We start from the raw sequence: 13998 nt of genomic DNA, 5'->3' as shown, positions 1-13998 counted from the left end.
GGTTTGAGGAAAATTCGGGCAAAAGGGGGCCACCGCCCGTGATGACGGGCGAGCGGCCGGGAAAGGATCTGTTGTTAAGGGCTACGCGGCGCCGCCGCCGTACCTGCCGTGCCTGCCGTTCATGGCTTGCCGCCGAGCTTGTCGGCACGCGGGCGGATCAGGGTTTCAGGGCGCAACGCCTCGTCGAGCGCCTCGGCGGTCATCAGGCCGCGTGCCAGCACCACTTCGCGGATGGTGGTGCCCCTGGCATGGGCCTCGGCGGCGACCGAGGTTGCGTTCTTGTAGCCGATCACGGGATTGAGCGCCGTGACCAGCGCGATCGAGCGCTCGATGGTCTCGCGCAGGCGTTCGGGGTTGGCGGTAATGCCGTCGACGCACTTGTGTGCCAGCGTCAGGCAGCCGTTGGTCAGGTGGCTGAAACTGCGGAGCAGGCTGGCGGCAATCACGGGCTCGAAGGCGTTGAGCTGCAACTGGCCGGCCTCGGCGGCAAAGGTGATGGTGGTGTCGTTGCCGAACACTTCGAAGGCGATCTGGTTGACCACCTCGGGAATGACGGGGTTGACCTTGCCCGGCATGATCGACGAGCCCGCCTGCATCGGCGGGAGGTTGATCTCGCCAAAGCCGGCGCGCGGCCCGCTCGACAGCAGCCGCAGGTCGTTGCAGGTCTTGGACAGCTTGACGGCGATACGCTTTAGCACGCCGGAGATCTGCACGAAGGCGCCGCAATCCTGCGTGGCTTCCACCAGGTTGGGCGCGAGGCACAGGTCGATGCCGGTGATGCGGCGCAGCGCGGACAAGGCCTTCGGCGCATAGTCAGGGTGCGCGGTGATGCCGGTGCCGATCGCGGTGGCGCCCAGGTTGATCTCGCGGATCAGCAAGGCGGTTTCGCGCAGGCGCGCCATGTCTTCTTCGAGCATGACCGCGTAGGTCGAGAACTCCTGGCCCAGCGTCATCGGCACCGCATCCTGCAACTGGGTGCGGCCGAGCTTGAGCAGGCCGGAAAACTCGGTCGATTTGCGTTCGAAGGCGGCGCGCAGGACTTCCATCGCTTCGAGCAGGTGCTCGATGGCAAAGTACGTGGCAATGCGCAGTGCGGTCGGATAGACGTCATTGGTGCTTTGCGCCATGTTGACGTGCTCGTTGGGGTGCAGGAACCGGTATTCGCCCTTGCCGTGACCCATGTGCTCGAGCGCCCGATTGCAGATGACCTCATTGGCATTCATGTTCGTCGACGTGCCGGCTCCGCCCTGGATTGTGTCGACAATGAACTGGTCGTGCAGCATGCCCTCGCGCACGTCATGGCAGGCGGCCAGGATGGCGTCGCGCAGGTTCGCAGGCAGCAGGCCAAGCTCGGCGTTGGCCTCGGCGGCAGCCTGCTTGACCGATGCCAGTGCAATGATCAGCTCGGGCCACGAGGAGATGGGCGTGCCGCTGATCTGGAAGTTCTCCCAGGCCCGCAGCGTGTGGACGCCGTAGTAGGCGTCGGCCGGCACGTGGCGTTCGCCAAGCAGGTCGGCTTCGGTGCGATAGGTATTGGTCATGGTGATGCGATCCGATTAGGGTTGGCGTTGGCTAGGCCAGCATCCATGGCAGCGTCTCGCCGGCGAGGAACTGGCGGATGCGCCGGCCGTCCGGCAGTTCGACCTGCTCCGGCACGTGCATGGGGCTGCGATGGAAGGTGACGGTCTCCTGGTTGGGCTGCATGCCGTAGAAGCGCGCGCCGTTTTCGCTGGCGAAAGCTTCGAAGCGATCCAGGGCGTGCTCCTCCTCGAACACGGTCAGGTAGGCTTGCAACGCGACGGGCGCGCTGAAGATCCCTGCACAACCGCAGGCAGATTGCTTGGCTTCGGTGTCGTGCGGCGCCGAGTCGGTGCCGAGAAAGAACGCCGGCGAGCCCGAGGTCGCGGCACGGCGCAGCGCCAGCCGGTGTCGCTCGCGCTTCAATACCGGCAGGCAGTAGTAGTGCGGCCGGATGCCGCCCGCGAACATGGCATTGCGGTTGAACATCAGGTGCTGCGGCGTGATGGTGGCGGCCAGCCTGCCGCTGATGTCGCAAAGGACGAAATCGGCGGCTTCGGCGGTGGTGATGTGTTCCAGTACCACCTTCAGGCGCGGATAGCGCGCGAGCAGGGGCCGCAGCGTGGCCTGCAGGAACGCGGCTTCGCGATCGAAGACATCGACCGCCGGATCGGTGCTTTCGCCATGGACCAGCAGCGGCATGCCGATGTCCTGCATGACGGCCAGCACGCCCGCAATGCGGTCAATCGAGGTCACGCCGTACTCGGAATGGGTGGTGGCGCCAGCGGGATACAGCTTTGCGGCGGCAAAGGCACCGGCGTCGAACCCGGCGCGGATCTCCGCCGCGGTGGTGGTGTCGCACAGGTAGCAGGTCATCAACGGCGTGAAGGCGGACCCCGGCGGCAATGCGCCAACGATACGTTCACGATAGGCGATGGCGGCTTGCGCGGTGGTGACCGGCGGTTTCAGGTTGGGCATTACCACGGCGCGGCCGAACTGGCTGGCGGACGCCGGCAGCACCGCGCGCAGAAGGTCGCCGTCGCGCAGGTGCAGGTGCCAGTCGTCCGGGCGGCGGATGGTCAGGGCCTGCACGGTCATGGCTGCCTCCCGGCGCGGATGCCTTCGAGTGCCCGATACATGACTTGAGTGCCGAGCATGAAATCGTCCAGGTCCATCGCTTCGTCCGGATTGTGCGAGCCGTGCTCGTTGCGGACAAAGAGCATGGCGGTGGGGATGCCGGCATTGGCAAACAGCGCGGCGTCGTGTCCGGCGCCGCTCGGCACCATTTCGATCGGGAGTCCGGCGCCGGCGCACGCGTCGTGCAGCAGGCCAGCCAGCGCCGGGTCCATCGTCGCCGGTGCCGATTCGATACGGCGGTCGAACTCGAAATGCACGCCGCGGTCGCGGCTGATGGCCTTGCACTCCGTGCGCAGCAACTGGTAGAAGCCTTCCAGCGTGTCCACGCTTTTGCTGCGAACCTCGAAGCTGAATTCAACCTTGCCGGGAATCCGTGAAATGGAATGCTCCGCGGGGTCGGTGGACACCACACCCGTGGTCACCACCAGGTCCATGTCGCGCTCGAGCAGCACCTTCCAGTGTTCGTCGAGCCGCGTGATCAGCTCGGCCACGGCGAACATCGCATCCTTGCGCAGCCAGCGCGGCACCGCACCGGAATGGCCAGGTTCGCCGAGGCAGGCAATGCGGTTGTGCCGGATGTTCCCGCGAATACCGGGCACCACCGCCAGCGGCAGCTTGCGGGCCACCATCACCGGGCCCTGTTCAATATGCAATTCCAGGTATGCCGCGGCTGCCGCGCGGTCGAACAAGGGTTGTTGTGCCGCAATGGCCTCGACGTCGGCGCCGACCGCGGCCATGCAATCGGCAAGTGTCTTGCCCGAACTGCGGTGCTTCAGCGCCAGGTCGTCCGGGCCAAGCTTGCCCAGCGCGGCGCCAGATCCCAGGTAGGCCTTGCCGAACCAGGCGCTTTCCTCGCCCCGAAAGGCGATCACGCGCAGCGGCGCGGCGCCGCACCCGCCCTGCGCCTTGCGTGCGATCAGGCACAGCAGGCCAGCGACGATTCCCGCGAGGCCGTCGAAGTTGCCGCCTTGTGGGACAGAATCGACATGCGAGCCGACCCATGCGGCCGGCGCGTGCGAATCTTCATCGGGCAGGGCGAACAAGAGGTTCGCCGCGCGATCGCTCTGTACGTCCAGCCCGTGCTGCCCGGCAAAGCGACGCAGGTAGTCGGCCGCGGCCGATTCGCCGGCACCATAGCTGTCGCGGGTAATGCCGACGCCGTCGAACGTCAGCGCGCCGATGTCGGCGAACAATTGTTCCGCCAGTGGCTTGAGTTCAAGGATATCCATGGGCATGTCCCGTTGCTCAACCCGACTGCTGCGCGAAGCGCAGCCAGCGGTCGCTGAGCTGGCGGTCGAGGATCACCTGCCCGGTCAGGTCGCGGATCGATGCGATGCCGGATTGCCCGCAGTACGCATCGAGCCCGGCGATGATCTTCGCCATGATGCCGGGATCCCGGAACGAGGCGGTGCCGACCTGGATCGCCGACGCGCCTGCCAGCATGAACTCGATCGCGTCCTCGGCGCTCTGGATGCCGCCGCAGCCGATGATGGGGATGCGCACGGCGCGATAGCACTGGTGCACCAGCCGCAGGGCAATCGGCTTGATCGCCGGCCCGGACAGGCCGCCCATGACATTGCCAAGCTTGGGCTTGCGCGTGCGGATATCGATCGCCATGCCGAGCACGGTGTTGCCCATCACGATCGCATCGGCACCGGCTTCCTCGGCCGCGCGCGCGACCGCGGCGATATTGCCGGCGTTAGGCGTCAGCTTGACCCAGAACGGGTGCCGGGTGCGGCGCCGAATCGCGGAGACGGCCTTGTAGGTGGTCTCGGGCAACATGGCAAAGGCCATGCCGTCGGCTTCCAGGTTGGGGCAGGAGATATTGGCCTCGATCACGTCGACTTCCGGCAACGACATCTCTTCGCACGCGGCGCCGAACTCTTCGGCCGTATCGGCGGAAATCGATACCACGACGGGCGTGTCGTATCGCGTATAGGCGGGCAGGACTTCCTTGCGGTAGTGGTCGAGTCCCTTGCTGGGAATGCCGATCGAATTCAGCATTCCGCTGAACGTTTCCGCCACGCGCGGGGTAGGGTTGCCCGCCCGCGACTTGGGCGAGACGCTCTTGATGACCAGCGCGCCCAGCCGGTTGAGATCCATCGCCTCGCGGTACTCGATGGCGAAGCAGCCGGATGCGGGCATCACGGGGTTGCGCAACGTCAGGTCGCCAACCCGGACAGTCAGATCAGCCAAATTCCACCTCCCCCACCACTTCGCGAATCTTGAAAACGGGACCTTCGCGGCAGACGCGCAGGAATTGCTTGTCGCCGTCGCAATCGAACAGCCGCACGCACGACAGGCACACGCCCATGCCGCAGGCCATGCGCTGCTCCATCGCGACCTCGCCCCGGACGCCAGGGTGGTCCTCCAGTACGCGCTGCAGCAGCATCAGCAGGCGATGCGAGCCGCAGGTGTAGACCGCCTCGGGCCGTTGCGTCTCGATCAGGCGGCGGGCCAGGGCCTCGACCGCCTCGACCGAGGAAGTGCCGTCGGCATCGAACACGGCGTGCACCTCTGCGCTGGCGCCGCGCAGGAACTCTTTTTCCATCAGGTCGCCCGAGGTGCGCGCCGACATGATCGCGGTGATGGCCGTGCCGGCGTCGGCAGCCTGGCGGATCAGCGGCGCCATCGTCGCGAGCCCGACGCCGCGCGCGACCACGAGAATGCGCCGGAACGAGGGTTCGAACGTAAACGTGTTGCCAAGCGGACCGACGATGTCCAGATGGCCGTCGACCGGGAGCGTGGCCATTGCGCGCGTGCCAACGCCGGTCACGTTGTAGAGGAACTCGATGCGCCCGCTTTCCGGGCCGGCGCCATAGACGCTCATCGGCCGCAGCAGGAAGGGCTGGGCATCGGCGGTGGCGGGACAGCTGAGCTGGTAGAACTGTCCCGGCCGGGTCATCGCCGCGATCGGGGCCTCCGATTCGAGCCGGATGTACTTGTAGCGCTGGTTGACCCAGTAGTGTTCAACGATTCGACAGCGATAGGAGGCTACGGTAGCCGCGGAATCCGCGCTACACACGGTGGCACACATGTTGGTGACTCCTGAGGATGGCGCTGCGCCGGGCGGCGCAGCGGAGCAATGGCTGGTGCGTGGTTCGGGCGTTATTCCAGTTCCACGCCCTTCAGTTCGGGGATCAGGAAGACGGTCGCGATCATGTCGATCACGTAGATGCTCGCAAGCAGTGCGATCGCCAGCTGGAACGAGTACGCCGCGGCGATGGCGCCGACTACGATCGGCCCCAGCCCGCCGACGGCGCGGCCGATGTTGAACAGCACGTTCTGTGCGGTGGCCCGGGCCGCGGTCGGGTACGCTTCGGAAATCAGCGCGCCATAGCCGCCGATCATGCCGTTGACGAACATGCCCATGACGGCGCCGGCCCACAGCATGGTCATGGGATCGGACAGCCTGGCATAGGCCAGCACCATTGCCACCGCGCCCGCCTGGAAGATCAGGAAGGTCGGCTTGCGGCCGATGCGGTCCGCCAGGTGGCCAAAGACATAGACGCCGATCATCATGCCGACGATGGTTACCGAGGTCCACAAGGCCGACTTGGTCAGCGAGAAGCCAAGGGTCTTGGACAGGTAGGTCGGCAGCCAGATCATGATGCCGTAGTAGCCGAAGTTCTGGACCGAGCACAGGATCACGATGCCCAGGCTGGTGCGAGTGGTCTTGCCATCCGCGACCAGCAGCCGGAATGCATTGGGCTTCTTCTCCGTACGTGCGCTGCGCACGAACACTTCGGGCTCATGCAGCCGGTTGCGGATGAACCATGCCACCAGCGCCGGCAGCACCCCGATCACGAACATGCCGCGCCAACCCACCAACGGCAGCAGCAACGGCGTCAGCAACGCCGCCATCAGCACGCCCGATTGCCAGCCCAGCGCGACATAGGACGATACGCGCGCGCGCTTGCTGGCCGGCCACGCCTCGGCGGCCAGCGCCATGCCAATGCCGAACTCGCCGCCGAGACCGATGCCGGCTATGGTCCGGTAGACCAGCAGGTCCCAGAAGCCCTGGGCCAGGGCACACATGCCCGTAAATACCGCAAACAAGACGATGGTCCACGTCAGCACCCTGACGCGGCCATAGCGGTCGCTCAACGCACCAAAAATGATGCCGCCGGCCACGGCCCCGACCAGCGTCCACGTGACCAGCGCACCGGACTGGCCGGTGGTCAGCAGAAGCGAGGCACTGATCGCCGGCAGCATGAAGCCCAGGATCAGAAGGTCGAACCCGTCCATGGCGTAGCCGATGGCGGAGCCGGCCAGGGCTTTCCACGCGTACGGCGAAGTCGGCGCCTCCGTCGCGGCGACCGGTTGGGTGAGGGGCTGGCTTGTCATGCTGTCTCCATTTTTAGACTGAATGGGTCTCAAAAAGCACTACGCCGCTACCTTCGTGGCGTATGGCACAAAGGAACTGAGTGGCATCAGTGAAAATCTATTTTTTTAGACTATGCGGCCTCGCGCGGCATGGCAAGCGTTTTTCCGGTGTTTCCGGGTTTTTCCCTAGACCCCGCAGCGACGGATGTGCGCCGCGCCGGCACCATGCTATAGTGACATCAATCTAATTATTGAGACAGATATGGAACGTCGCGCCACCGGCATCGGCGGGATCGACTTCGAGGCACTGGGCGCGCGGCTGCGTGCCTATCGGCTGGGTGCGCAACTGCGTGCCGAGCAGATTGCCGAGGTGCTGGGCATTTCCCGCGCAGCGGTCTATCGCATGGAGAAGGGCGAGATCGTCAAGATCGAGACGCTCGAGCGCCTGGCCGGCATCCTCGATACCTCGCTGGAATCGCTGCTCGGCGCGGGCACGGAATACTACCCGTCAGCCATCGCCTATATCGAACGCATGCGCCAGCTCGAGCAAGGCGCGACCCGGATCCTTGCGCACTTCGAGCCGATTTCGTTCCTGCTGACCTCGCCGGACTATGACCGCTTCCTGGAGCAGATGCTCAGGGAGAGCGGCGATAACGACGACGGCCGCATCCAGGCCATCATGGCCTTGCTGCGCGAGCGCAAGGAATCGTATGCATCGCACCCGGCGCCGATCCTCAGCCTGATCGGATTGCGCGAGCTTGAACGATTCGTCCATTTCGGGCTGATCGGCCGGATGGACCTGCCTCCCGCGACCCGCATGGAGCGATCGCTGGCGGCGCGCGCGGAAGTGGAGCGCATCGCGGTGTTGCTGGAACAGCAGCATGCGGGGATGCAGATCGGCATCGTCAACGAGAGCATGCCCAACGCGACGTTCCAGATCTTTGAGCGGCCAACCGGCTCGTATGTGGCCATCAGTCCGTTCCGTTTCGGCGAATTTCCCAACATTTCGGCGGGCATCGCCTCGGTCACGGCCGCGCCGGAAGCGGTATCGCTTTACACAAACATGGTCGAGGCACTCTGGCAACGCGCCTACAAGGGCCCCGATGGTGCCGGACTGTTGCGGCGCATGCTGCAGCAGGTCTAAGCGGTTCGTTTTTTTCCCCTGAGAGACTATCCATGGACTTCAAGACGGTTACAGAGCAGTTTGCCAGCAGCGTGCCGGGAACGGACGCATTCCTCAAGGTCAAGGAGCAATCGCTGGCCCTGATGTCCGCCGATCCGGACCACGCCGCCGCTTACTTCCTGGTCTACGGTTTTGCGCGGTCGTATGTGATCCTGCATGACGACGAGGGGATTACCACCGATGTGGCCAATGCCGCCCAGGCGCAGTTGCTGGGCTATATGCGCTCGATCGAGCAGTCGCTTAGCGGCGGGGAACAGGCGCTGCTGGGCGCGATGAACCGGATCGTTCTCGACTATGATGGCCGGCGCCAGCTCTTTTGAGTTGGCCGGATGGGGCTTGTCAACGGTGAGGCCGGGCAGTGCTGACTTCGCCAGCCAGTTCTTCGGTGCGGCTACGGTGGCTGGGGCGGAAATGAGTGCCCGCCCTGCGACCTATCGATAGTCCCCCAACACCGTCGCCCGCGTGAACTCCTCGATATTGTCCAGCAGCGCGTCGAGCGCAGCGCCGGCGCCGTCGACCTCGCCGCGCGCGATGGCCGAGGCCACGGCGGCGTGCAGCTTCGACATGGTGGGCAGGTCCGCGGCTTCCTTGTAGTGCAGATACCAGAACCGCCGCGACAGGCCGTGCATCAGCCGCATGGCGCCCTCGGCGAATTCATTGCGCGCCGCCACCAGGCAGAGTTCGTTGAATTCACGATCGGCGCGGACGAAGGCGACATCGTCGCCGTTGCGTGAGGACTGTTCGAATTCCCTGGCCAGCCGCTTGAAATGATCGCGCTGCTCGGGCGTCGCGCGGCGCGCGGCGCTGCGGCAGATCAGGCGTTCCACCTCGCGCCGGGTTTCGAGCAGGCGCAGCTGCCTGCCGACGTCGATCGGCGCGATCAGCAAGCCGCGCTGCGGCAGCACCATGATCAGGTGCTCGCGCGCCAGCCGCTGGATCGCTTCGCGAATGGGCGTGCGCCCGATGCCGGTCATTTCGCTCAGCTGCAGCTCTGACACCGAGCTGCCCGGCGCCAGCTGCAGCGTCACGATCGCTTCCTCGATCTGCTCGTAGGCGAGGTCGGTCAGCTTGCCGCGCTGGCTGGCTGCCTCTTCAGGCTCGGGTGCGGCCGCAGTGCGCGGGCGGGTGGCGGTTCTTGCGTTCATGGCCAAGGTCTGGGAGCACGGAAAGCCCATTGTATATGAGCCATACGCAGCTTTTGTACACAGCGGGCCGCAGGCTTGCGCATGCCTTGTTTTCTGCTATTATCCGACTAATATATTAGATGTGTGCGGAGACGGCATGGGAGACGATGACGTGCTGGTGTTAGGGCAGGGCCCGGTGACGGTGGTCGCCATGCATGGCATCCAGGGCACGCGGGGCGCGTGGATGCCGTTGGCGCAACAGCTGGCCGATCGCTGCACCTTCGTCCTGCCCAACCTGCCGGGGCGCGGCAAGGCGCTACCACCGGCCGATGCGCAGGCTTGCTCGCTCGATGCGGGCGCCGAAGTGCTGCGCCGCACGCTCCGCAAGTTCGTGCGCGGCCCGTTCGTGCTGGCCGGATGGAGCCTGGGCGTATCGGTGGCGCTGGCTTATCTTGCCGGTGCGCGCAAGAACCCGAAACAGCCGGCGCCTGCAGAGCTGTTGCTGGTCTCCGGCACGCCGCAGCTGAACGCGGTGCGATGGTTCGACGCCGCGCCCCGCCAGGCGTTGCTCGAAGCCATTGCCATGCGCGAGCGGCGGCTGGGGCTGCACGAGGCAGCAGACCATCGCACGGTGGCGTGGACCTGGGAGTCGATCCGCCACACCGACCAGCGTGACGCCCTTGGCCGGGTGCGTTGCCGGACCCTCGTCATCCACGGCAGCGAAGACGACGATTGCCCGCTCGCCCACGGCGAAATGCTGGCCAATGGCATTGCCGACGCCGAACTGCTCGTGCTCCAGGGCGCCGGCCATGGCGTGCTGACGCAACGCATGCGGGAGATTGCCCGCCATCTGCGTGCACGCTGGCCGGCGCAGCCGGCATAGCGCCCAACAAGCCGAAATCCCCCCAAAGGAGACAGCATGAGAGTGGAAGACCTCGCATATTTCTGCGCGCCGGCGCGGCTCGTCATGGGCGCTGGATGCCGTACGCAACTGCCTGCGCTGCTGCGCCGGCTCGGTTATCGCCGCGGCCTGCTGGTGACGGACACGTTCTTCACTGGTGGCACACCGTGGGTGGATGAACTCGTCGCCGGCGCGTGCGCGCACGGCGTCGAGCTGCTGGTCCATGACGGCGGCATGCCCGATCCGACCACCACGTTGTGCGACGCGGCCACGGCGGCGGTGCGCCAACGCCTCGGCGGCGTGCCGGTCGACCATGTCATCGCGCTCGGCGGCGGCAGCAATATCGACCTGGCCAAGGCGCTGTGCCTGACCCTGCCCGACGGCAAGCCCGTGCGCGCGTTCCTTGGCAGCATCGATGCCGGCACCCCCATCCTGCCGCTGGTCGCGATGCCGACCACGGCCGGCACGGGCTCGGAAGCAACGCCCGGCGCGATCCTGGTCGATCCGGACAACGCGACCAAGGTGGCGGTCATGGACAACCGGCTGCGCCCGGCCGTGGCGCTGGTCGATCCCGAATTCACCTACACCTGTCCGCCACGGGTCACCGCGGATGCCGGCATCGATGCGCTGACCCATGCGATCGAGTCTTACCTGACGCTCGACTCCGCCAGCTTTGAGCGCGGCGGGGAAGCGGATCCTGGCTACAGCGGCCGCAACGCGCTGACGATGCTGTTTGCGCACGAATCGATCCGCCTGTGCGGCCAGTACCTGTTGCGCACTTGCCAGGACGGAAGCGACCGCGAAGCGCGCATCGGCATGAGCTACGCCAGCATCTATGCGGCGCTGTCATATGGCAGCGCCGGACTCAACGCCGTGCATGGCATTGCCTACGCAGTCGCGGGCCTGACGCACCTGTCGCATGGCACCACCAACGCCGCGATGCTGCCGTACGTGCTCGATGCGCTGGCCGACGTGCGCCGGGAGGAATTGCTGGCGATTGCGCGCCTGCTGGGCATCGCTGACGGCGATCCCGATATCGCGGTGGCACGCGTGCCCGGCGTGGTGCGCGAACTGGTCGCAGCCGTTGGCTTGCCGACCACGCTCCAGGCTTGCGGCATAGAGCAGGGCGACATCGATGCGCTGGTGCGAGATGCATTGGCTGTCACGCGCCTGGCCAAGGCCTTCCCGGTGCCGGACGTGCCCGCGCGCTACGCCGCCATCGTCCGCAATGCGTGGGCGGGAACGCTGGCCGCTGAAACGCACGCTCCGGCGCAGCAACGCCGCGTGGCGTAGGGCGCTGACAGGGGACTGCTCCCACACTTTCCCGGCTCGTTTGCCGCCGGCGGTTGCTTGGCTTGGCGGTAAACCATTACTTGCACATCAGAAATGTGCAACTAATATATTACGAAGCGCGCCACCACAGAGCGCGGCTCATTGACACAGGAGACAACCATGGACATGTCTGCAGGCGCCCTCAAGCTGGAGGCCGGTATCGCGGCGCGGCTGGAACGATTGCCGATGACCGGCTACCAGCGCTCGCTGTTCGGCATCATCGCCACGGCGTGGTTTTTCGATTCGATGGATCTGGGCCTGATGACGTTCGTGCTGGGCTCGATCAAGGCGGAATTCGGCCTGAGCGCGGCGCAGGCCGGCCTGCTGGCCAGTTCCAGCTTCCTCGGCATGTTTCTGGGCGCTGCTATCGCCGGCCTGCTGGCTGATCGCTTCGGCCGCAAGCCGGCGTTCCAGGTCAGCATGATCTTCTGGGGCGTGGGCAGCCTGATGTGCGGGCTGGCGGACAGCGTGACCTCGCTGATGATCTATCGCGTGCTGCTCGGCTTCGGCATGGGCATGGAGTTTCCGATCGGCCTGTCGATGGTGTCGGAGATCGTGCCCGCGAAGAGCCGCGGCAAGTATGTCGCGATCCTGGAGGGCTTCTGGCCGATCGGTTTTATCGCGGCCGGTGCGCTGACCTACCTGCTGCTGCCCGTGATCGGCTGGCGCGGCATCTTTATCGCGCTGGCGGTGCCGGCCGTGTTCGTGTTCGTGGTGCGCCGCATGGTGCCCGAGTCGCCGCGCTGGCTGGAGGACGTCGGCCGCAAGGCCGAGGCCGATACGGTGATGGCCGGCATCGAGCAGCGCGTGGAACGCGCCTCGGGCCGTCCGCTGCCGGCGGTGTCCGCCAACTTCGGCGGCACGCAGGCGCCGAGCCGCAAGGCGCGCTTCATGGAGCTGTGGAGCGGCCCCTACGCGCGCCGCACCATCATGCTGTGGTCGGTCTGGTTCTTTGCGCTGCTGGGCTACTACGGGCTGACCACGTGGCTCGGTGCGCTGCTGCAGCAAGCGGGCTATGCCGTGACAAAGTCCGTGCTCTACACGGTCTATATCTCGCTGGCCGGCATCCCGGGGTTCATCTTTTCGGCATGGCTGCTGGAAAAGTGGGGCCGCAAGCCGACCTGCGCGCTGATGCTGATCGGCAGCGCCGTGGCCGCGTATGCCTATGGCCAGGCGGCCGTGCACCGGCTGCCGGTGGAGCAGTTGATCGCCGCGGGTTTGTGCATGCAGTTCTTCCTGTTCGGCATGTGGTCCGTGCTCTATGCCTATACGCCGGAGCTGTATCCCACGCGCTCGCGCGCAACCGGCTCTGGCTTTGCTTCGTCGATTGGCCGTATCGGCTCGCTGGCCGGGCCCTACCTGGTCGGCGTGCTGCTGCCGGTGGCGGGGCAGGGCGGTGTCTTCACGCTTGGCGCCCTGTCCTTTGCGGTGGCGGCAGCGGTGGTCCTGCTGCTGGGCGTCGAAACCCGCGGCAAGGCGCTGGAGGAAGTCTCGCATTAACGGTTCGACACGGGTTCGCCGCGCGGCGTCCTGCCGCGCCTGCATTGGCGCCCCTGGCCACCAGGGGCATTTTTTGGGTCGTCGCACTTTTATATCCAACTGATATGTTAGTTCGGCGCGGATTTACGGAGATGCAATCATGATGACGGAACGCCAACGCAAGTTCAGGGAGCAATACAAGGCCGATATCAGCCCGCTCTACAACGGCTTGCTGCATATCGCCGTGATCTACGGCGTCGGCACCGGCGCGCTGTGGTGGGCCATCCAGCGGCTGCACCACGTAACCTGGGAGTGGGCGCTGATCCTGCCGGTATTCCTGGCCGGCAACTTCGTGGAATGGTTCATGCACAGCTATGTCATGCACCGCCGCATCGACGTCTTTGCGCTGCGCGCGATCTATGAGCGCCACACGCGCCAGCACCACCAGTACTTCACCGACCAGGAACCCACCATCGACACCACGCGCGAATTCCGCATCGTGTTCTTCCCGTGGCGCGTGCTGGCGACGCTCGGCGTGGGCGGCGGTGGCCTGGGCTACCTGGCATCGCTGATCTTCAACGCCAACGCCGGCTACTTTGTCTTCATCACCATGGTGGCGCAGTACCTGGTCTACGAGACCTTCCACTATTGCTGCCACGTGCACGACAACTGGTTCGTGCGCAACATGCCCTTCATCAACACGATCCGGCGCCACCACACCGCGCATCACAACATGGGCATCATGATGAAGTACAACATGAACCTCACCTTCCCGATCGCCGACTACATCATGGGCACGTCGGACCTGCGCCGCGGCCTGCTCGGGCACCTGTTCAACGGCTACAGCGAAGCGCACGTCAAGGAAGAACTAAAGCCGATCATCCGGAAATTCCGTACCGACCACTCGCGCGTGACGCTGGACGGGCCCGTGCTCGATGAAGACGAACGCCGGGCCATGGCCGCCTAGCCGGTCTGCGTGCCAGACGATCGCCCGCCGC

Annotated in this window: 13 protein-coding genes; 6 read left to right on the top strand and 7 right to left on the bottom strand. The window is 65.7% G+C overall.

Going from position 1 to position 13998, the window contains the following annotated elements; genetic code table 11:
- Positions 1–119: 119 nt before the first annotated feature.
- The 6 genes from aspA to MKD38_RS04690 all read right to left on the bottom strand — a co-directional run bounded on the left by aspA (position 120) and on the right by MKD38_RS04690 (position 7002).
- The gene (gene aspA / locus MKD38_RS04715) at positions 120–1541 is read right to left on the bottom strand and encodes an aspartate ammonia-lyase (RefSeq protein ID WP_252674889.1); all 1422 of its coding nucleotides are present in this window, start codon (positions 1539–1541) and stop codon (positions 120–122) included.
- A gap of 31 nt (positions 1542–1572) precedes the next feature.
- The gene (pyrC, locus tag MKD38_RS04710) at positions 1573–2616 is read right to left on the bottom strand and encodes a dihydroorotase (RefSeq protein WP_252674888.1); all 1044 of its coding nucleotides are present in this window, start codon (positions 2614–2616) and stop codon (positions 1573–1575) included.
- Positions 2613–3884, bottom strand: a complete 1272-nt coding sequence (locus MKD38_RS04705; RefSeq protein ID WP_252674887.1) for a hydantoinase/carbamoylase family amidase — start codon at positions 3882–3884, stop codon at positions 2613–2615. Before MKD38_RS04705 ends, pyrC begins: the two co-directional genes overlap by 4 nt.
- Positions 3885–3900: 16 nt before the next feature.
- Entirely contained in the window at positions 3901–4851 is a 951-nt protein-coding gene (locus tag MKD38_RS04700; RefSeq protein ID WP_252674886.1) for a dihydroorotate dehydrogenase, read from the bottom strand.
- Positions 4844–5692 carry a dihydroorotate dehydrogenase electron transfer subunit gene (locus tag MKD38_RS04695; protein ID WP_252674885.1) on the bottom strand — a complete coding sequence of 283 codons (849 nt, stop codon included), beginning with the start codon at positions 5690–5692 and terminating at the stop codon, positions 4844–4846. The genes MKD38_RS04700 and MKD38_RS04695 overlap by 8 nt, the downstream gene beginning before the upstream one ends.
- A gap of 71 nt (positions 5693–5763) precedes the next feature.
- Entirely contained in the window at positions 5764–7002 is a 1239-nt protein-coding gene (locus MKD38_RS04690) for an MFS transporter (RefSeq protein ID WP_252674884.1), read from the bottom strand.
- Positions 7003–7243: 241 nt separating this feature from the next.
- On the opposite strand from MKD38_RS04690, the gene MKD38_RS04685 reads away from it, so the two are divergent.
- Together MKD38_RS04685 and MKD38_RS04680 are read left to right on the top strand one after the other, a co-directional pair.
- A complete protein-coding gene (locus MKD38_RS04685; RefSeq protein ID WP_252674883.1) occupies positions 7244–8125 on the top strand; it encodes a helix-turn-helix domain-containing protein in 882 nt (293 codons plus the stop codon).
- Between the two features lie 32 nt (positions 8126–8157).
- Entirely contained in the window at positions 8158–8484 is a 327-nt protein-coding gene (locus tag MKD38_RS04680) for a hypothetical protein (protein WP_252674882.1), read from the top strand.
- Between the two features lie 111 nt (positions 8485–8595).
- Here MKD38_RS04680 and MKD38_RS04675 read toward each other — a convergent pair whose 3' ends face one another.
- Positions 8596–9309, bottom strand: a complete 714-nt coding sequence (locus MKD38_RS04675) for a GntR family transcriptional regulator (RefSeq protein ID WP_252674881.1) — start codon at positions 9307–9309, stop codon at positions 8596–8598.
- A 136-nt stretch (positions 9310–9445) separates the two neighbouring features.
- On the opposite strand from MKD38_RS04675, the gene MKD38_RS04670 reads away from it, so the two are divergent.
- The 4 genes from MKD38_RS04670 to MKD38_RS04655 all read left to right on the top strand — a co-directional run bounded on the left by MKD38_RS04670 (position 9446) and on the right by MKD38_RS04655 (position 13967).
- Complete coding sequence (locus MKD38_RS04670) at positions 9446–10171, top strand: alpha/beta fold hydrolase (RefSeq protein WP_252674880.1); 726 nt, start codon at positions 9446–9448, stop codon at positions 10169–10171.
- Positions 10172–10207: 36 nt separating this feature from the next.
- On the top strand, positions 10208–11482 hold the full coding sequence (locus MKD38_RS04665) for an iron-containing alcohol dehydrogenase (RefSeq protein ID WP_252674879.1): 1275 nt from the start codon (positions 10208–10210) through the stop codon (positions 11480–11482).
- 159 nt (positions 11483–11641) lie between these two features.
- The gene (locus MKD38_RS04660) at positions 11642–13021 is read left to right on the top strand and encodes an MFS transporter (RefSeq protein WP_252674878.1); all 1380 of its coding nucleotides are present in this window, start codon (positions 11642–11644) and stop codon (positions 13019–13021) included.
- Between the two features lie 139 nt (positions 13022–13160).
- Positions 13161–13967 carry a sterol desaturase family protein gene (locus MKD38_RS04655; protein ID WP_252674877.1) on the top strand — a complete coding sequence of 269 codons (807 nt, stop codon included), beginning with the start codon at positions 13161–13163 and terminating at the stop codon, positions 13965–13967.
- Positions 13968–13998: the final 31 nt, after the last annotated feature.

This window comes from Cupriavidus sp. WGlv3, assembly GCF_023952475.1.
Lineage (GTDB): Bacteria > Pseudomonadota > Gammaproteobacteria > Burkholderiales > Burkholderiaceae > Cupriavidus > Cupriavidus phytorum.
Note: the sequence above shows the minus strand (reverse complement) of the source record. Positions and strands in the feature narration are given on the sequence as shown.